Below are 17,955 nucleotides of genomic sequence, written 5' to 3'. Positions count from 1 at the left end.
TTTTGTTCCCAGATGATGGATGAGGCCGCCGATCAGTTGGCGACAGTGTCTTTGACAGCCCTTGCCGTCGATTTGACATCCTTGCCGACGCCCCGAATGGTGTTGGCGCAGGCTGTAAGGGCCAAGGCACAGGCAAGAATGGCAATTGGCGCGATGCGCAGCAGTTTCATGGACGGTGTCTCCCTCGACAGATAGATTAGCCCCGCAGCGAAAGCCGGCTCGACTTGGTCAAGACGCAAAAAACGAAACCGAATCAGACAGACAGGCTGCTCGTCATCGCCTGCGGAATGATTGCGCGCGAGGTATTGGCCGTCAAGGAACAGCTCGGGCTTGATCACCTTGACCTGACCTGCCTGCCTGCCGAGTTTCACTTCTATCCCGACCGCATCGCGCCCGCCATGGACAAGGCGATCGGGAAGGCCAAGGCGGAGGGCTACGAGCACATCTTCGTCGGCTATGCCGATTGCGGCACCGGTGGCCTGCTCGACCGCGTCATCGAGAAACATGGCGTCGAGCGCATGGCTGGCCCGCATTGCTTCGCCTTCTATCAAGGCATGGAAGCCTACGCGAAGGTTGCCGACGACGACATGATGTCGTTCTACATGACGGATTTCCTGTGCCGCCAGTTCGATGCCTTCTTCATGAAGCCGCTGGGCCTCGACAAGCACCCGGAGCTGATCAAGGACTATTTCGGCAACTACGAGAAGCTGATCTATCTCGCCCAGACCGATGATCCCGAGCTCGACAAGGTCGCGGAAAAGGCCGCCGTCCTGCTCGGCCTCGCCTATGAGCGTCGCGCGACCGGCTATGGCGACCTGACCGCGGGGATCGCGCAAGCGGCAAAAACGGGTGAATTGATCTAGCCCGGCCCGTTCTCCGCGCCTAGCGCCGCCAGCACATCGGCAAAGCTCGTCCTGCAGACAAAACCCAGCCTGTCCCTCGCCCGCGACGCGTCATACACCCGGTCGATGGAGGAAAACATCGTCCAACCCTTGCGCGCGTAGAGCGCCGCGAAGCCCGGGAAATAGCGCCCGACAACCGACGGCGCATCCCTGATCAGCGCATCGCAGTCGTCGGGCTGGAACGGCGTCGGCGCACAGATGATAAACGTATCGAAGCCAAGCTGCGGCGCCTTCTCCAGCGCGGCGACATGGGCCTCGGCCGCATCTTCCACCGTCAGCCGCCGGAACAGCAATTCGTTCGCCTTGGTGTTGGCATCCGATTGTTCGATCGCATGCGCCATGTCATCGGCCTCGGGAAAGAAGCGGGCCGTGCGCAGGACGACCACCGGCAGGCCGTGCTGAAGATGATAGAGGCGGCAGAGATGTTCGGCCGAGAGCTTGGTCACGCCATAGATATTACGCGGTTCCGGCGACATCGCTTCTGTCAGCCATGCCGCCTTGCGCGCGCCACCCTTGAAGCCGTCGCGTATCGCCTGCGAGATCATCAGCGAGGTTGTCGAGGTGAAGACGAAGCGTTCGACGCCGGTCGCCACCGCCGCGTCGAGCAGGTTGAGCGTGCCCTGCACATTGGTGGCGACGAAATCGCTGTTGGCGCGGCTCTCTATATTGGGCTTGTGCAGCGCGCCGCTGTGGATGATGGCTTCGATGCCATTATCCCCGACCGCCCGCATAACCAGGTCACGATCGGCGATCGAGCCGATCATCTGCGTTTCAACAGATGGAACAGGGTCGAGGCCAATCACCTCGTGGCCAAGCGCGCGCAGGCGCGGCGCCAGCGCGCTGCCCAGCCAACCCGACGATCCCGTGAGCAAGATTCGCATGCGCCCCACCATGATTTTTGACGGTGACGCTGTTAAGCACGGATGACAGGCGCGAGCGACCCGGTAAAGTCAGCCATCAGCCGGCAGAAGCGCCGCTCCGGACATTAACTGCCATTTTCAACTGCCATTTTAGAGACTCGGGGAGTTCCAGATGATCCTTCGCCCACTGCTCGCGGCCATCGGCCTGCTCTGCTGCACCTTGCCCACGCTTGCCGACGGCCAGGTGCAGAAGCTGATCACGCCTGCCGACAAGGCCCGTCTCGACAAGTATGGCGAGACGCGCAAGGCAGCGCTTGCCGAGGCGAAGGCGGGCAATCCGGCCGATGTCAAACAGCTCGATGCCTTGCTGGCGAAGCCGCTGGTGTCGTTCTCCGACAAAGACCTGACCGGCAATTGGAAGTGTCGCACCATCAAGGCGGGCGGGTTGAGCCCACTCGTTATCTATGGCTGGTTCAAGTGCAAGGTGACCGACGACGGCTCCGGGTGGCGGCTGGAAAAGATCAGCGGGTCGCAGCGAACCCAAGGCCGCTTCTTCGACGACAACGAGAAGCGCGCAATCTATCTCGGCTCCGGCTCCGTCAACAACGATCGGGCCAAATCTTACGGCAGCGGCCCGCAGACCGACCAGGTCGGCTATGCCTTCCGCACCAGCGCCAGCGAATGGCGCATCGAACTTCCCGCGCCCTATTACGAATCGAAGCTCGACATCATCGAGTTCAAGCGCTGAGCGTGGTCATCAAGATTTAACCCCCTTCCGGCACAAAATCCGGCCAGCACGCGGCAGCCGGCCGCATGCAAGGCAGGGAAGTGGCAATGTCCTCACCGGGAGCAACCAGCGCGCCGATCGTCGTCGTGACCGGCGGCGGCCAGCATGTCTGGGCCATGATCAACGCAATCGCCGATCGCGTTGGCCCTGTCAGCGTCATCCTCGAAATCCCTGAATCCAAAAAGCAATTGCTGCGTGGCCGGGCTCGCCGCCAGGGCTGGGTCTCGGCCATGGGCCAGCTTGGCACGATGGTGCTGAGCAGGTTGGGCAAGCGGCTTCTGGCCAGCCATGGCGCGCGATTGATCGCGGAGGAGAAACTTGAGGTCGAGCCGCGACCGGGCCAGGAGATCATCCAGGTGGCCTCGGCCAATGGGCCTGAGTGCCTGCAGGCGATCCAGAAGATCCAGCCAGGCGTCGTGCTGCTCAACGGTTGCCGGCTGATTTCGGCCGGGATGCTGAGCAAGATGCCTTGCCCGGTGCTCAACTACCATGCGGGCATCACGCCGAAATATCGCGGCATGAATGGTGGCTACTGGGCTCTGGTATCAGGCGACGCGCAGAATTTCGGCACGACTGTCCATCTCGTCGACGCTGGCGTCGACACTGGCGGCGTGCTGAAGCAGGCCCGCGGCAGACCGAAAAAAGGCGACACCATCTCAACTCACGCGCTGCGCCAGGCGGCGTTCTCACGCGACATCTGCGTCGAGGCCGTGCGCGATGCACTGGCCGGAAAACTCACGACGATCGACCCGGGCCTGGCTTCGAAACAATGGTATCACCCGACGATCTGGTTCTACGTCTGGACCGGCCTCAGAACCGGAATCTGGTAGGCTCTTTTCAGCCCGGCACTGCATAAGGCAGGATGGCTTTTTCGGCATGCCGAACCTGCCGCAGATGCACGTCGCAAACGAATAAAGACACCTTTCATTTTACGACATTGAAATGCGTCGCTTTTGAATGCGCGCGCGTCGTCCCATAACAAGCGGCCCCATTGCGCATGCGGCAATGCTCGATAGTTCGAGGAGCGAGAATTCATGGCCGATCTTATCGTCGTCTACTGGCGCGACATCCCTGCCCAGGTCATCGTCAAGAAGGGCCGGCAGAACGCCAAGCGTGAGCTGCCGCTGCGCTTCACCGAGGCCATCGACATGTGCGCCATGCGCACCGGCGCCGGCGGCACCGACGACTATCTGGCCGAATGGCGCAAGGCCGATCCGGTCCCGGTTGGCGACGACCTCGAAGCCGAGGTCGAAAAGGCTTTTCAGGAGCTCGATGCGAAATACGACCGCGAGCGGCTGGTCGCTCTGGTCAAGGCGGGCGGGAAAGAAAATGTCTGAGACGAACCCGGCGGTTACCCAGGCCACCCTGGTCAAGAAGGCAGCGCCGAAATCCGACTACAAGCCGGCCGACGTGTCGCCGCAGCGGCGCGTGCAGCGTTCTTTCGCGGTCAGGCTGTGGTCGATCCGGCATTCTCGCCTGCTCGAATGGTTTTACGCCCGCTTCGCCGACATGTTTCTGCTGCTGCACCCCTTGTGGAAGGGCATCGGCTACGGTCGCGTCGAGGCTCCGGTGAAATTCGTCGAGAAGCGCGTCAAGGGCTTCATGTTCGACTGCCGCATGTGCGGCCAGTGTATCCTGTCCTCGACCGGCATGTCATGCCCGATGAATTGCCCCAAGCAGCTGCGCAACGGTCCCTGCGGCGGCGTGCGCGCCAACGGCAATTGCGAGGTCGAGCCCGATATGCCCTGCGTCTGGGTCAAGGCCTGGGAAGGTTCGCAGAACATGGTCAATAGCGACAAGATCCTGGCCGTGCAGAAGCCGGTCGACCAGTCGTTGCGCGAAACGTCAGCCTGGCTGCGGGTCACCGCGCAGGCGGCGGCGACCCGTGAAGCCGCTGCCGCGCCAAAGACCGGAGCCGCCGCATGACCGCTCGCCAGCGCGACGAAAACCCGGCCGGCATTCACCTGCCGCTCGATCCCCTGCCCGGCCACTCTTCTCGCGGCCGGCTGGAGCGCGTGCTGCGGCGCGGTGAATTCGCGGTGACGACCGAGCTCAATCCCCCAGACAGCGCCGATCCCGAGGACGTCTACAACAGGGCGAAGATCTTCGATGGCTGGGTCGACGCCATCAATGCCGTCGATGCCTCGGGCGCCAACTGCCACATGTCCTCGGTCGGCATCTGCGCGCTTCTGACCCGCATGGGCTATGCTCCCATCATGCAGATCGCCTGCCGCGACAAGAACCGCATCGCCATCCAGGGCGATGTGCTGGGCGGCGCCGCCATGGGTGTCGCCAACATGCTGTGCCTGACCGGCGACGGCGTGCAGGCCGGCGACCAGCCCGGCGCCAAGCCGGTGTTCGACCTCGATTCCATGTCGCTGCTCGAAACCGTCCGCATCATGCGCGACAACGGCAAGTTCCTGTCCGGCCGCAAGCTGACGACGCCGCCGCAGGTCTTCCTGGGTGCTGCCGTCAACCCGTTCGCGCCGCCCTTCGATTTCCGCCCGATCCATCTTGGCAAGAAGATCGCCGCCGGCGCGCAGTTCGTGCAGACGCAGTATTGTTTCGACGTCCCGATGTTCAAGACCTTCATGCAGAAGGCCCGCGACCTCGGCCATACCGAGAAAGTGTTCGTCCTGTGCGGCGTCGGCCCCCTCGCCTCGGCCAAGACCGCCAAGTGGATCCGCTCCAACGTGCCGGGTATCCATATCCCGGACGCCGTCATCAAGCGGCTGGAGGGTGCCCAGGACCAGAAGAAGGAAGGCAAGCAGCTCTGCATCGACATCATCAACGAGGTGAAGGAAATCCCAGGTATTTCGGGCATCCATGTGATGGCCTACCGCCAGGAGGAATATGTCGCCGAGATCGTCGATGAATCGGGCGTGCTCAAGGGCCGCCAGCCCTGGAAGCGCGAAATCCGTCGCGACGACCAGATGGTTGCAGATCGGCTGGACCACATCCTGCATGACGAGATTACCGAAACCCAGGTGGATATGGTGAAGACCGCGCACTGATCCCGTGCGGAGCATCAGCATTTGCTTGATCGAAAAGAGATAACGATATAAAGAACTCTTTATATCACGACGGAGAGATTTCATGACCCGGACCATCGTTGCCTCGGCGACACGAGAAATCATCATCGGCTTCGACCAGCCCTTCTGCGTGATTGGCGAGCGCATCAACCCGACCGGCCGCAAGAAGCTCGCCGCCGAGATGGTGGCCGGCAATTTCGAGACCGTCATCAAGGACGCGCTGGAACAGGCAGCCTGCGGCGCCACCATGCTCGACGTCAATGCCGGCGTCACCGCGGTCGATCCCAATGCGACAGAGCCGGCGCTGCTGGTACAGACGCTGGAGATCGTGCAGGGTCTCGTCGACCTGCCGCTGTCGATCGACAGCTCGGTCACCGCCGCGATCGAGGCGGCACTCAAGGTCGCCAAGGGCCGCCCGCTGGTCAACTCCGTCACCGGCGAGGAGGAAAAGCTCGAGGCCATCCTGCCGCTGATCAAGAAATACAACGTCCCGGTCGTCGCCATCTCCAATGACGAGACCGGCATTTCGATGGATCCGGACGTGCGCTTCGCCGTCGCCAAGAAGATCGTGCAGCGCTGCGCCGATTTCGGCATTCCGGCGCACGACGTCGTCGTCGACCCGCTGGTCATGCCGATCGGCGCGCTGGGCGACGCCGGCCGCCAGGTGTTCGCGCTGCTGCGCCGCCTGCGCGAGGAACTCAAGGTCAACACCACCTGCGGCCTGTCCAACATCTCCTTCGGCCTGCCGCATCGCCATGGCATCAACGCCGCCTTCATCCCGATGGTGATCGGCGCCGGCATGACCTCGGCGATCATGAACCCGGTGCGGCCGCAGGAAATGGAAGCCGTGCGCGGCGCCAATGTGCTGAACGGCACCGACGAGAACTGCACCAACTGGATCAGGACCTACAAGGACTACAAGCCTGCCGAAGGCGGCCAGGCGGTTGCGGCGCCGACGCAGGTCAATGCTCCCGGCGAAGGCGGCGGCAATGGCGGACGCCGGCGCGGCGGCCGTGAAGCCCGGATGGCCAGGGGATAAGCGCGCAATCGTGAACCGAACCGCAAACCACGCTGAACCGATCGCATCATTGATGCGGTCGGACGCGTCTGCTTTGCGTTCAGGCGATGCCTTGTATGGCGTCGAACAACGCCATTCCCGTCCACGATCCGAATATACCGGTCGCGCCGCCTGTGATTCCGGTGGCCAGGCATTGCGAATTGCGCAGCCATGGCCCCTTGAGCAACCGCACCATGGTGAAGGCGGTGAATATGCCGGAAAGCAGGAGATCGGACATGATCGGTCTCTGGACCATCAGACATTCCGCCCAATCCTGAGACGATCCGTTAAACGGTATCGACAATTCTTACCGAGACACGTGCAAGCATGAATTCTCCCGCCAACATCACCGATCCGCTCGTGCTGTTCATGCCGTCGGGCAAGCGCGGCCGGTTTCCCGTCGGCACGCCGGTGCTGGATGCCGCGCGCCAGCTTGGCGTCTATGTCGAGAGCGTCTGCGGCGGCCGCGCCACGTGCGGGCGCTGCCAGATCGAGGTACAGGAAGGCAATTTCGCCAAGCACAAGATCGTCTCCTCCAACGATCACATTTCGGCCAAGGGACCCAAGGAAGAGCGCTATGAGCGCGTGCGCGGCTTGCCCGAACGGCGCCGCCTGTCCTGCTCGGCGCAGATCCTCGGCGACCTCGTCATCGACGTGCCGCAGGATACCGTCATCAATGCGCAGACCATCCGCAAGGATGCCGACACCAGGGTGATCGCCCGCGATACGGCGATCCGCATGTGCTATGTTGAGATCGAAGAGCCCGACATGCACAAGCCGCTCGGCGACCTCGACCGGTTGAAGATCGCGCTGATGAAGGATTGGGGCTTTAAAAACCTCGAATTCGATTTCTACCTGCTGCCGCAGGTGCAGGGCATATTGCGCAAGGGCAACTGGACCGCCACCGCCGCCATCCACAAGGATGCCGACAGCGACATCGCACGCGTCATCGCGCTGTGGCCGGGCCTCAAGAACGAGGCCTATGGCCTGGCCTGCGACATCGGCTCGACCACCATCGCCATGCATCTGGTGTCGCTGCTCTCGGGCCGTGTCGCCGCTTCGTCCGGCACGTCGAACCCGCAGATCCGCTTCGGCGAGGATCTGATGAGCCGGGTCTCCTATGTGATGATGAACCCGGATGGCCGCGAAGGCATGACGGTGGCCGTGCGCGAGGCGATCTCCAGCCTCGTCGACAAGGTCTGCGCGGAAGGCAATGTCCAGCGCAACGACATCCTGGATTCCGTCTTCGTCGGCAATCCGATCATGCACCATCTGTTCCTCGGCATCGATCCGACCGAACTCGGCGGCGCCCCCTTCGCGCTCGCCGTCTCGGGCGCGGTGCGCATCAAGGCCTCCGATATCGGCCTCAAGCTCAACCAGGGCGCTCGCCTCTACATGCTGCCTTGCATCGCCGGCCATGTCGGCGCCGATGCCGCGGCGGTCACGCTGTCGGAAGGCCCGCATCGCCAGGACGAGATGATGCTGATCGTCGACGTCGGCACCAACGCCGAGATCGTGCTTGGCAATCGTGCGCGGGTCGTGGCTGCTTCATCTCCCACCGGCCCCGCTTTCGAAGGCGCCGAAATCTCCGGCGGCCAGCGTGCCGCGCCCGGCGCCATCGAGCGCGTGCGCATCGACCCCGAGACGCTGGAGCCCAAATACCGCGTCATCGGCTCCGAACTGTGGTCCGACGAGCCAGGCTTCCTCGACAGCGTGCAGGCAACGGGCGTTACCGGCATCTGCGGTTCCGGCATCATCGAGATCGTGGCGGAGATGTATCTCGCCGGCATTATTTCCGAAGATGGCGTCGTCGACGGATCGCTCAGCTTGCGCTCGCCCCGGGTCGTCGCCAACGGCCGAACCTTCTCCTACGTGCTGAAGGAAGGCGAACCAAAGATCACCATCACCCAGACCGACGTGCGCGCCATCCAGCTCGCCAAGGCCGCCCTTTACGCCGGCACCAAGCTGCTGATGGAAAAGCAGAACACCGAACATGTCGATCGCATCCACTTCGCCGGCGCTTTCGGCTCCTTTATCGACCCGAAATACGCCATGGTGCTGGGCCTGATCCCCGATTGCGACCTCGACAAGGTCTCGGCCGTCGGCAACGCCGCCGGCGCCGGCGCACGCATGGCGCTCTTGAATCGCGGCTATCGCCGCGAGATCGAGGAGACGGTGAGCCAGATCGAGAAGATCGAGACTGCCCTGGAGCCGAAATTCCAGGAGCATTTCGTCTACGCCATGGCGCTGCCCAACAAGGTCGATCCGTTCCCGAAATTGTCGGCGGCGGTGAAACTGCCGCCACGCAAGACGGTCAGCGAGGATGGTGTCGCCGGCGACGCCACCCCGCGCCGGCGCTCGCGCGAAGGCCACGCGGCACGACGCGGCCGCGAATAGCGTTCGCGCGGGACTGTCATTCGAAATTGCTACTCGACCGCGGCGCCAAGCTGAACCGCGGCATGTCTGATCGCAGGTTCTTTGCGGCGTGCCCGATTGAGCAGCCGGATCAGGGGTTTTTCGATTGCCAGGTAGAGCAATGCGGAGGCAGCCAGGCTGAGCATGACCAGCAACACAGGTCGCCAGCCGGACGGAACGCCCAGCCGCAGCAAAACGCCTGTCATGATGATCGCCACCAGCACATGCCACAAATAGATCGAATACGAGGCTTCGCCCACGAACTGGAGCCAGGCCCAGGGCTTTGAAGGCCGGGCACGCTCCGCAAAAACCGCTCCGCCCAGAATCAACGTCGCCGGGACGCCCCAGCGCAGCACGCGCGGCATTTCCGGATCAAGCGCCTGGGCGAGCCCAAGCAGGATTACCCCGCCACCAATCAATGACAGGGCCAGGATCAGCTGAAGCCTGATGTCCTTCATCCACAATCTTCCGATGACGACGCCGGCTCCGAACTCAAGCACGATGGGCGACGTGAAAGCGCTGGCGTATCCCCTCAGCCAGAACAGGTGCAAAACGACAATAGCCAGCAATGCGCCGACCGTTGCAGCGAGACGCCGCTTCTCATCAAGCAGCAGCGCCAGCGCGAAGATGATGTAGAACATCATCTCGTAGCAGAGCGTCCAGCCTTGGATGACCACCGGATGCAGCGAACCATTCTGCAGGACGGGCAGGAAAAACAGAGACCCGATAAGATTATCCCAGCTGAGCTCATGCCCGTAAAAAAACTGCGGCTTGAGGAATATACCGGCCGCGGTCACCAATGTGACGATCCAGTAAAGCGGTACGATGCGAACTATGCGCCGCCACATGAATTGCCGCGGGTCGGTGGGGCGGCGCGCCGTCGTCACCCACATGATGAAACCGCTTATGACGAAGAAGATGTCGACGCCTGCCGCTCCAACAGCGAAAGGCCCGTTGAACTGTTCGCTGACGTGGAAACAGACGACCGCGACGGCAGCGAACGCGCGAAGATACTGAATGCTGTGAATCTCGCCCACGCCCCATACCCCTGTTAGCATCCCCATGCTGCACTGCACAATAACAGGCATTCCTCGACCGGTGTCAACTCTCCGATTTCGGGGGCATGCATGAGTCGAGGCCGGGCCGGCATGCCTGCCTATCCGGGCACGCGCACTGATTTCATTTGCATGCAAATGTTTCCGGATCGCCGGATCCGGAAACCAAAACGCTGTTTTCACGAAATCCATCCGATACATAACGAGCGCATTTAGCGGACATCGAACGGCGGCCAGGGACGATCCTCGGCCGCCGTCGTCCTTCAAGGGAGATGAAAATGTCGATGTTCGAAAATCTAGGCCGGTTCGGTGTGACCATCAGGAAGACCCACGCCAGGAACAAGGCGATCCGCGCGCTGAACAGCCTGCCGGCGCATGTCCAGAAGGACATTGGCTGGCCGGCTTCGCCGCCGAGCGATCCGCAGGCCGCGCTCACCTCGCTGCTTCTGGGCACGCCGCGCTGATGACCTTCGCCGACAAATGCAAACTGCTCGGCAGGCGCCGGGGATCTCGCACATCCCCGGCCCGAACCAGCAACCGGCTGCGCGTGGCGCTTTTGCCGCGCCGCTGACAACGGAGCGCGCATCACACCGACGTGTGGACACGGCGTAAATCTTGACATTTTTGGCCAACGCACGATCTTCGCAAGAGATGGGGAATTCTCTTAGTCGGCTGCAGCCGAAGTTCGTGTATCCGCATGCCAAGTTTGAAAAGCCACGTCGTTTCCTTCGTGCTCAGGCACAGCCGCAAGAAGGCGTTTTCCAGCCCTGAAAACCTGCAGCGCTGGATCGCGGCCGCGCGCAAGACCGAAGATCACCATCCGCCGGCCTCGCTACACCAGCGTTTCGACATCGAGACACGCACCGTCGACGGCTTTCCGGTCTACGAAATTGCCCCCAGGGCCGGAGAGCACAGGCGGATTCTCTACCTGCATGGCGGTGCTTACGTCTTTGAAATCACACCCTACCACTGGCATCTGATCGCCGAGATGGCCGACCGGCTGGGTTACGGCATCACCGTGCCGATCTATCCCATCGCCCCGGAACACGATTTCCACGCCATGTTCGGCATGGTCGGCGATGTCTATCGCCAGATGCTCGACGAGACGGAACCGGAGGACATCATCTTCATGGGCGATTCCGCCGGCGGCAACATGGCCGTGGTGCTGACCATGATGGCTGCCGAAGAGGCCCTGCCCTTGCCGTCGCGCCATGTGCTGATCTCACCCGGGCTCGACATGTCGCTTTCCAACCCCGAGCTGTTCGAGGCAGAGCGCAACGACCCCTGGCTCGGCATCCCGGGCGGCCTCGAGGCCATCCGGATGTACAGTGCCGGCATGGACCGCAGCGACTGGCATATCAGCCCGGTCTACGGCGATCTCTCGGTGCTGCCGAAAACGCTGATGCTGACGGGCTCGCGTGATCTTCTGACCCCCGACAATCTGATCTTCGCCGAAAAAGCGCGGGCAGCCGGCGTCGAGGTCGACGTCGTCCACGAGGAAGGCATGTTCCACGTCTGGCCGCTGATCGACATGCCGGAATCCCGACGCGCACGCCAGCACATCGTTGCGTTCCTCAGCGAGAACCGCTCACCGGTCAGGCAAGACAGGAAGACAAGGTTTGAAGCGCCCTCCGCCGAGGCGGCGGAGTAACGCTTGTCCCTTCGGCGGCGGATCAGAACTTGCCGGTTTCCCGGAACACCTCGAACGTCGCACGGATGTGGTCGGCGACGGCCTTGACCGGCGCGCTGGCGTCCGGGGCCACCACCATGGCAAGATTGTAGGTGCCGATATCGGGCATGCCGTCCTTCGGGCAGAGCTCGACCATGTCGTTGCCGAGGAATGACCGCGGCAGCGGCGCGACCGCGAGGTCGGCCATGATCGCGGCACGCTGGCCGGCCGTATGCGCGCTCATGTAGGCGACGCGATAGTTGCGGCCCTCGCGCCCCAGCGCATCAAGCGCACCGGCTCGCCAGGCGCAGCCCTCCTCCCACAGCGACACCGGCAACGGTTCGCGCAGATGCGCGCAGCCGCCCTTGGCGCCGGCCCACACGATCGGTTCGGTCAAAAGCACCTCGGCGCCGAGCGCGCTGGTCTTGTAGGAGTTGGTCAGAAGCGTGATGTCGAGCGCGCGATCGTCCATGCGTCGGCGCAGATTGCTGCTCTGGTCTATGGTGACATCGACGGCGATCGAGGGGTGCGATTGCGCGAAGCGCTTCAGCACATGCGGCAGCACGCGCTCGCCATAATCATCCGGCGAGCCGAGCCGCACCACACCGACAATCTCGGGAATGATGAATTTCGACACCACCTCGCGGTTGATCGACAGCAGCCTGCGGGCATAGCCGAGCAGCATCTCGCCGTCCGTGGTCAACGACACCGAGCGGGCGTCGCGCGCGAACACCGAGCGGCCAAGAATGTCTTCCAGCTTCTTGATCTGCATCGACACCGCCGACGGCGTACGAAAGACGGCATTGGCGGCGGTGGTGAAGCTGCCGGTCTCGGCAATGGCCACGAAAGTGCGCAAAACGTCGAGATCGAGCAGTGGCAGCGGATGATTAAGCGGGGCGTTCATGGCGATCAGCCTTCAATTTTTCTGATACAAAGCATCATTCCATTTCGTTTGATTGAACATCAGATCGGGAGCATAGTCAACTCCATCGATTGAGGATGCTGCCACAAGCAGCCATGAAACGACCACGACACAGACCTGCAATCGACACGAAATGAAGCTGAAACAAACCTGACTTAACAGTCGCTGCCCTGGCATCCCTGCCAGGCGCGCAAGGAGAAATGAAATGTCTATCCTGTCGTCCCTCGGCCGCATCGCGACCGAATTCAGCGCGGCCCGCGCCCGCTACCAGACCGAACGCGCCATCCGTTCCCTGCCGATCGAACTGCAGAAGGATATCGGCTGGCCTGAGGCATCCGACACCAAGACCGGCATTCGCAATGGCGTCGGATCCTGGGCTGGAGCAAAGTAAACCGTGTGTAGCAAATGCTGAAGGCCTGCCGCGCGCACCCAGCCCGGCAGGCCTTCCCTATTTTATTTGCATTCAAATGAGTTTTGAAGCCATGTCGCCAACGCATGGCGCATATGAGCAAGCCGCATAGCGGCGCGGATTTCAAACTAACACTCTGTAAATAATTGCAAATTTCAGGCACTCTGCCCAAATTTGTCGCATTCGGTGTCGCATTTCATATCAAGCGCTTCGCTTTTGCGATTTAGTTTCTGCTCACACAAGCCTATATCAGCGCCAGCAAACGAGCTGCCCCACTCCATCAAGCGAAGGCGACCCGTCTGAGCAACCGATTGGAGATGATCATGAAGCTTTTTTCCCGCCTCTTTGCCCGCCGCGAAATGAACCTGACCACCGCTCTCGAGCGTCAGCGCCTTGCCAACACCATGCCCGGCCAGACCGGCGCGATGGCTGCGGCGCGCCTCGGCTTCGTCGCCTGACCATTTTTGCAAGGCAGCGCTTCCCTGCCGCTGCTTCAAGACTGTAACGCCGCCTGGCTCCGGCCACGGCGGCGTTTTTGTTCGCCTTTGCGCATTTTGCCCGTCGTTTGGACAGTTGATGCCGCGCCTCGGGGCATCGCGAACAGCAATTGCCCATTTGCGACCCATGTCGCAAATTTAATCTTGCCCAGGCGGCGTAGCCGATTGACAAGCATGATTTTTCCTGATGTCGCTATGCTATTCGCGACATCCTGTTCGCGTCATGGCCAGATGAGGTTCCCGTGAACGCCGTCAAGCATCCGATCAAGCGATCGTTTGTGTTCTTCCTTATCCCCGATTTCACCATGATCGCTTTTGCGACCGCGCTCGACCCGCTGCGCTCCGCCAACCGCATGCTCGGCTACGAAGCCTATCGCTGGCGCCTCGCCAGCATCGATGGCAAGCCGGTGCGCGCCTCGAACGGCGTCGAATGCGCGGTCAACACCTCGCTGGAGGACGAGCGCAAGAAGATGGCCGGCCCCGATCGGCCCAACATGGCCATCGTCTGCAGCGGCATCAACGTCGAGCGTTACCAGAACAAGTCGGCCTTTGCCTGGCTGCGCGAAGAGTACAATCGCGGCGTCGCCGTCGGCGGCCTGTGCACCGGGGCCCATATCCTCGCCGCCGCCGGTCTGCTGTCCAACAAGCGCTGCGCCATCCATTGGGAAAACCTGCCGGGCTTCTCCGAGGCGTTTCCGAAGGCCAATGTCTTTGCCGACCTCTTCGAGATAGATCAGAACATCTACACTTGCGCCGGCGGCACAGCCGCGCTCGACATGATGCTGAAGCTGATCGGCGACGATTTCGACGAGAGCCTCGTCAATCGCGTCTGCGAGCAGGTGCTGACCGACCGCGTGCGCAGCCCGACCGACCGCCAGCGCCTGCCGCTGCGGGCTCGCCTTGGCGTGCAGAACTCGAAAGTGCTGACCATCATCGAATTGATGGAGGCGAACCTCTCCGAGCCATTGTCGCTGATCGAGATCGCCGACCATGTCGACCTGTCGCGCCGCCAGATCGAACGCCTGTTCCGCACCGAGATGGGCCGTTCCCCTGCCCGCTACTACCTGGAAATCCGGCTCGACCGCGCCAGGCATCTGCTGATCCAGTCCTCGCTACCGGTCGTCGAGGTGGCGGTCGCCTGCGGCTTCGTCTCGGCTTCGCATTTCTCCAAATGCTACCGCGAGCTCTATGCCCGCTCGCCGCAGCAGGAGCGTGTCGACCGCAAGCAATTGCTGGCGGCCTGACCGGATCAAGCCTCCGCCGGCTGGCCCTGTGCCGTGCGCATTGCCTCGACGCGGATGTCCTCGGTCAGCCGCGCCTTCAGCGCCGAGAATTCCGGACTGGTCTTGAGCGTGTAATGGCGCGGATGCGGCAGGTCGATGGCGACATCCGACTTGATGCGGCCTGGCCGTGCCGTCATCACGATGACGCGCGAGGCCATGAAGATCGCCTCCTCGATGTCGTGGGTGACGAACAGCACCGTCTTCTTGCGCCGCTCCCATATGCCGAGCAAGAGCTCCTGCATCAGCCCGCGCGTCTGGTTGTCCAGCGCCCCGAACGGCTCGTCCAGCAACAGGATCTCGGGATCGTTGGCGAGGGCGCGGGCGATCGCCGTGCGCTGCTGCATGCCGCCGGAGAGTTGCTTCGGCCAATGGTTCTCGAACCCTTTCAGGCCGACGAGATCGACATAGGACGCAACGATTGCGTCCCGCTCCTTTTGCGCCATGCCGCGTTCGCGCAGGCCAAAGGCGATGTTTTCGGCGACCGTCAGCCACGGAAACAATGTGTAGGACTGGAAGACCATGCCGCGATCCGGCCCCGGTCGGGTCACCGCCTTGCCGTCGAGCAGCACACGGCCCTCGCTTGGCGCCTCGAGACCGGCGACGATCCTGAGCAGTGTCGATTTTCCGCAGCCGGACGGACCAAGGATGGTGATGAAGTCATTGGCGGCGACCGCCAGGTCGACCGGCATCAGAGCCTTGACCGGCTGTCCGCCGCGCACGCCGGCGAAGGTGCGCGAAACGCCCTCGATGAGAAGCTTGCTCACGCCAGGCTCCATGGAAAGAGCCAGCGGTTGAACGCCTTGAAGGCGAAATCGGACAACAATCCGATCAGCCCGATGACGATGATGCCGAAAATGATCTGCCCGGTCGCCAGGCGCGACTGGCTGTTGATGATCATGTAGCCGATACCGGAGGACGAGCCGATCAGTTCGGCGACGATGACATAGGTCCACGCCCAGCCGAGCACCAGCCGCAGCGTCTCGGCGATTTCAGGCGCATTGGCCGGCATGATCACCCGCTTGACGATGCTGTTGTTCGTCGAGCCAAGCGTATAGGCGGCCTCGACGAGGTCGCGCCGCGTCGACCCCACCTTGACGGCGATGATCAGGATGATCTGGAACACCGAGCCGACGAAGATGACCAGCAGCTTTTCCAGTTCACCAATGCCGGCCCACAGGATGAGCAGCGGAATGAAGGCCGAGGCCGGCAGATAGCGGGCGAAGGAGACAAAGGGCTCCAGGAAGGCTTCCACGGGCTTCCATGCCCCCATCGCGATGCCGAGCGGCACGGCTACGACCGACGCCAGTACAAAACCGCCAAAGACCCGCCAGATGGTGATCAGTATGTCGAGCCAGAAACGGTCCTCGACAAGCAGCCGCCAGCCGTCCCTGAGCATCGACAGCGGGTCGGCGAGGAAGATGCGGTTGACGTGACCGCCAAGCGTGATCCAGGCCCAGAACGCGATGAACAGCACGAAGAAGGAAATGCCGAGCGCGGTTCGCAGGCCCGGCGAAACTGGATGCAACGGGCGCATCTTTACATCGTCCCCATCTTCAAATTGTCGCGTGTCGAGGAGAGAACGGCGGCGCCAGGCGCCGCCGTGATGGGGCAAAGGCCGGGAAGATCAGTTCGCCACCGCGCTGGTATCGGCCAGCGTGGCGACGTCAGGCGCTTCCTTGATCAGCCCCATCTGCAGCAGCAGCTCGCCGGCGGTCTTGGAAAAATCCTGGAATTCCTTGGTGAAGAACTGCTTGTTTTCGGCCTTGTCGGCCCATTTCAGGTATTTCGCCGAATCCTCGAATTCCTTGGCGGACTGTTTCACGTCGGCGCCCATGATCTCGTAGGATTTCTGCGGGTCGCTCTTGATCAGGGCGAGCGCGTCGAAATAGCTGTCGGCGAGCGCCTTGGCGGCATCGGGATTGGCCTTGAGGAATTCGGGCGTGCAGCCGACCGTGTCGAGCACCATCGGATAGTCGAGCGTGGTCGCCAGTATGTGGCCCTGGTCGGCCTTGTCTCGCACGGCCGAGATGAACGGCTCATAGGTGACCGCCGCATCGTTCTGGCCGGCAAGGAAGGCCTGCGCCGCCGCATCCGGCTCCAGATTGACGACCGTCACGTCCTTGGTCGACATGCCGTTCTTGTTCAGCACCCAGGCAAGCAGGAAATAGGGCGATGTGCCCGGCGCCGAGGAGGCGACGTTCTTGCCCTTGAGATCGGCGACGGTCTTGATGTCGTTGCGCACGACAATGCCGTCCGCGCCATAGGATTTGTCGAGCTGGAAGATCTGCTTGGTGGTCACCCCGCTGGCGTTCCACACCAGCCAGGTTTCGACCGTGGTGGCGGCGCATTGCAGGTCACCGCTGGCGATGGCGAGCGGCCGGCTGGCCTGAGGCACCTTCTTCAAGGTCACGTCGAGGCCGTGCTTCTCGAAGAGGCCCGCCTGCTTGGCAAGCGTCAGCGGTGCGAAGCCGGTCCAGCCGCTGATGCCGATGGTGACCGATGTGGCGGCCATCACCGGCGCGGAGAGACCGGCGGCAAGCGTCAAAGTGGCGGCAAAAATGGTGGTCCTGTTCATATGAGTTCCCCTTTTGTTTCTCTGGGGGAATTGTTCACTGACGCCAATCGGCTTGTCAATCAACAGGAACGTGTTTGGCGGCGCTGCCGGCAGGCACGCCCCGTTGCCGACGCTCGGCAGCGCTGAAGCCCTACCGCCCTCAATAGCCGTCGCAATAGCACTCGGCCGACGAGATGCGATCGTTCCAGTCGCCACCCAATTCGCGGGCCCTGCGCCTGATCTCGATCGATTGACCCCTCATATTCGTATCCTCATAGGCCACAAGTGTGCAGCCCCGGCGAACGAACACCGACGACACGCGGTCGTTCCAGAACTGGCCACGGCGAAAATTCACGGAATCGTCGGGGCCCATTTCGATCGACCGCCCGCGAAAATTCACGTGCTCGAACATGACGCAGGCGGGCTGGTCATTGTACTGGGCGCTGGCGCCGTCGGCAAAAAGCACGGACGCGACAGCTGTCAGGATGGCAAGGCGTTTCATCTGATGTTTCC

Annotated in this window: 22 protein-coding genes; 13 read left to right on the top strand and 9 right to left on the bottom strand. The window is 62.3% G+C overall.

Annotated features, from left to right (window positions below):
• Positions 1 to 32: 32 nt before the first annotated feature.
• The gene (locus FJ977_RS16090) at positions 33 to 170 is read right to left on the bottom strand and encodes an entericidin A/B family lipoprotein (protein WP_019858698.1); all 138 of its coding nucleotides are present in this window, start codon (positions 168 to 170) and stop codon (positions 33 to 35) included.
• A 54-nt stretch (positions 171 to 224) separates the two neighbouring features.
• Here FJ977_RS16090 and FJ977_RS16085 point away from each other — a divergent pair, with 54 nt between their 5' ends.
• On the top strand, positions 225 to 863 hold the full coding sequence (locus tag FJ977_RS16085; protein ID WP_140772977.1) for a DUF1638 domain-containing protein: 639 nt from the start codon (positions 225 to 227) through the stop codon (positions 861 to 863).
• Here the strand turns inward: FJ977_RS16085 and FJ977_RS16080 are convergent.
• Complete coding sequence (locus FJ977_RS16080) at positions 860 to 1,783, bottom strand: NAD(P)-dependent oxidoreductase (RefSeq protein WP_140772975.1); 924 nt, start codon at positions 1,781 to 1,783, stop codon at positions 860 to 862. The genes FJ977_RS16085 and FJ977_RS16080 overlap by 4 nt on opposite strands.
• 151 nt (positions 1,784 to 1,934) lie before the next feature.
• Between FJ977_RS16080 and FJ977_RS16075 the strand changes: the two genes are divergently transcribed.
• The 6 genes from FJ977_RS16075 (at position 1,935) to FJ977_RS16050 (ending at position 6,620) form a co-directional block, all read left to right on the top strand.
• Positions 1,935 to 2,510, top strand: a complete 576-nt coding sequence (locus FJ977_RS16075) for a DUF4893 domain-containing protein (protein WP_140772973.1) — start codon at positions 1,935 to 1,937, stop codon at positions 2,508 to 2,510.
• A gap of 86 nt (positions 2,511 to 2,596) precedes the next feature.
• On the top strand, positions 2,597 to 3,379 hold the full coding sequence (locus FJ977_RS16070) for a formyl transferase (protein WP_140772971.1): 783 nt from the start codon (positions 2,597 to 2,599) through the stop codon (positions 3,377 to 3,379).
• A gap of 204 nt (positions 3,380 to 3,583) precedes the next feature.
• Positions 3,584 to 3,886: a virulence factor gene (locus FJ977_RS16065; protein WP_056572575.1), complete on the top strand. Its 303-nt coding sequence runs from the start codon at positions 3,584 to 3,586 to the stop codon at positions 3,884 to 3,886.
• Complete coding sequence (locus tag FJ977_RS16060; protein ID WP_140772969.1) at positions 3,879 to 4,475, top strand: methylenetetrahydrofolate reductase C-terminal domain-containing protein; 597 nt, start codon at positions 3,879 to 3,881, stop codon at positions 4,473 to 4,475. The genes FJ977_RS16065 and FJ977_RS16060 overlap by 8 nt, the downstream gene beginning before the upstream one ends.
• A complete protein-coding gene (locus tag FJ977_RS16055) occupies positions 4,472 to 5,563 on the top strand; it encodes a methylenetetrahydrofolate reductase (RefSeq protein ID WP_140772967.1) in 1,092 nt (363 codons plus the stop codon). Before FJ977_RS16060 ends, FJ977_RS16055 begins: the two co-directional genes overlap by 4 nt.
• 82 nt (positions 5,564 to 5,645) lie before the next feature.
• A complete protein-coding gene (locus FJ977_RS16050; protein ID WP_056572581.1) occupies positions 5,646 to 6,620 on the top strand; it encodes a methyltetrahydrofolate cobalamin methyltransferase in 975 nt (324 codons plus the stop codon).
• A 79-nt stretch (positions 6,621 to 6,699) separates the two neighbouring features.
• Here FJ977_RS16050 and FJ977_RS16045 read toward each other — a convergent pair whose 3' ends face one another.
• Positions 6,700 to 6,894 carry a hypothetical protein gene (locus FJ977_RS16045; protein WP_140772965.1) on the bottom strand — a complete coding sequence of 65 codons (195 nt, stop codon included), beginning with the start codon at positions 6,892 to 6,894 and terminating at the stop codon, positions 6,700 to 6,702.
• A 71-nt stretch (positions 6,895 to 6,965) separates the two neighbouring features.
• Here FJ977_RS16045 and FJ977_RS16040 point away from each other — a divergent pair, with 71 nt between their 5' ends.
• Positions 6,966 to 9,035, top strand: a complete 2,070-nt coding sequence (locus tag FJ977_RS16040) for an ASKHA domain-containing protein (protein ID WP_140772963.1) — start codon at positions 6,966 to 6,968, stop codon at positions 9,033 to 9,035.
• 29 nt (positions 9,036 to 9,064) lie between these two features.
• On the opposite strand, the gene FJ977_RS16035 is transcribed toward FJ977_RS16040, so the two are convergent.
• Positions 9,065 to 10,090 carry an acyltransferase gene (locus FJ977_RS16035; protein ID WP_246683124.1) on the bottom strand — a complete coding sequence of 342 codons (1,026 nt, stop codon included), beginning with the start codon at positions 10,088 to 10,090 and terminating at the stop codon, positions 9,065 to 9,067.
• Positions 10,091 to 10,386: 296 nt separating this feature from the next.
• On the opposite strand from FJ977_RS16035, the gene FJ977_RS35805 reads away from it, so the two are divergent.
• Complete coding sequence (locus tag FJ977_RS35805) at positions 10,387 to 10,572, top strand: hypothetical protein (RefSeq protein ID WP_181179882.1); 186 nt, start codon at positions 10,387 to 10,389, stop codon at positions 10,570 to 10,572.
• A gap of 233 nt (positions 10,573 to 10,805) precedes the next feature.
• Positions 10,806 to 11,759, top strand: coding sequence for an alpha/beta hydrolase (locus FJ977_RS16025; protein ID WP_140772961.1), 954 nt, complete (start codon positions 10,806 to 10,808; stop codon positions 11,757 to 11,759).
• A gap of 22 nt (positions 11,760 to 11,781) precedes the next feature.
• Here FJ977_RS16025 and FJ977_RS16020 read toward each other — a convergent pair whose 3' ends face one another.
• Positions 11,782 to 12,681 (bottom strand): LysR substrate-binding domain-containing protein, encoded by a 900-nt coding sequence (locus FJ977_RS16020; RefSeq protein WP_027043894.1) that lies wholly within the window; start codon positions 12,679 to 12,681, stop codon positions 11,782 to 11,784.
• A gap of 223 nt (positions 12,682 to 12,904) precedes the next feature.
• Between FJ977_RS16020 and FJ977_RS16015 the strand changes: the two genes are divergently transcribed.
• The 3 genes from FJ977_RS16015 to FJ977_RS16000 all read left to right on the top strand — a co-directional run bounded on the left by FJ977_RS16015 (position 12,905) and on the right by FJ977_RS16000 (position 14,849).
• Positions 12,905 to 13,090 carry a hypothetical protein gene (locus FJ977_RS16015; RefSeq protein WP_095199791.1) on the top strand — a complete coding sequence of 62 codons (186 nt, stop codon included), beginning with the start codon at positions 12,905 to 12,907 and terminating at the stop codon, positions 13,088 to 13,090.
• A gap of 341 nt (positions 13,091 to 13,431) precedes the next feature.
• Positions 13,432 to 13,566 (top strand): hypothetical protein, encoded by a 135-nt coding sequence (locus FJ977_RS36675; RefSeq protein ID WP_081295128.1) that lies wholly within the window; start codon positions 13,432 to 13,434, stop codon positions 13,564 to 13,566.
• A gap of 281 nt (positions 13,567 to 13,847) precedes the next feature.
• Positions 13,848 to 14,849, top strand: a complete 1,002-nt coding sequence (locus FJ977_RS16000; RefSeq protein ID WP_056572589.1) for a GlxA family transcriptional regulator — start codon at positions 13,848 to 13,850, stop codon at positions 14,847 to 14,849.
• A gap of 5 nt (positions 14,850 to 14,854) precedes the next feature.
• On the opposite strand, the gene FJ977_RS15995 is transcribed toward FJ977_RS16000, so the two are convergent.
• The 4 genes from FJ977_RS15995 to FJ977_RS15980 form a co-directional block, all read right to left on the bottom strand.
• On the bottom strand, positions 14,855 to 15,652 hold the full coding sequence (locus FJ977_RS15995) for an ABC transporter ATP-binding protein (protein ID WP_140772957.1): 798 nt from the start codon (positions 15,650 to 15,652) through the stop codon (positions 14,855 to 14,857).
• Complete coding sequence (locus FJ977_RS15990; protein WP_140772955.1) at positions 15,649 to 16,422, bottom strand: ABC transporter permease; 774 nt, start codon at positions 16,420 to 16,422, stop codon at positions 15,649 to 15,651. Before FJ977_RS15990 ends, FJ977_RS15995 begins: the two co-directional genes overlap by 4 nt.
• 90 nt (positions 16,423 to 16,512) lie before the next feature.
• Positions 16,513 to 17,463, bottom strand: a complete 951-nt coding sequence (locus tag FJ977_RS15985; protein WP_140772953.1) for an ABC transporter substrate-binding protein — start codon at positions 17,461 to 17,463, stop codon at positions 16,513 to 16,515.
• Between the two features lie 139 nt (positions 17,464 to 17,602).
• On the bottom strand, positions 17,603 to 17,944 hold the full coding sequence (locus tag FJ977_RS15980) for a peptidase inhibitor family I36 protein (RefSeq protein ID WP_140772951.1): 342 nt from the start codon (positions 17,942 to 17,944) through the stop codon (positions 17,603 to 17,605).
• Between the last annotated feature and the right edge of the window lie 11 nt (positions 17,945 to 17,955).

The organism is Mesorhizobium sp. B2-1-3A (assembly GCF_006442655.1).
In the GTDB taxonomy this organism is placed as follows: Bacteria; Pseudomonadota; Alphaproteobacteria; order Rhizobiales; family Rhizobiaceae; genus Mesorhizobium.
The sequence above is the reverse complement of the archived record's forward strand: the minus strand, read 5'-3'. Positions and strand labels throughout refer to the sequence as shown.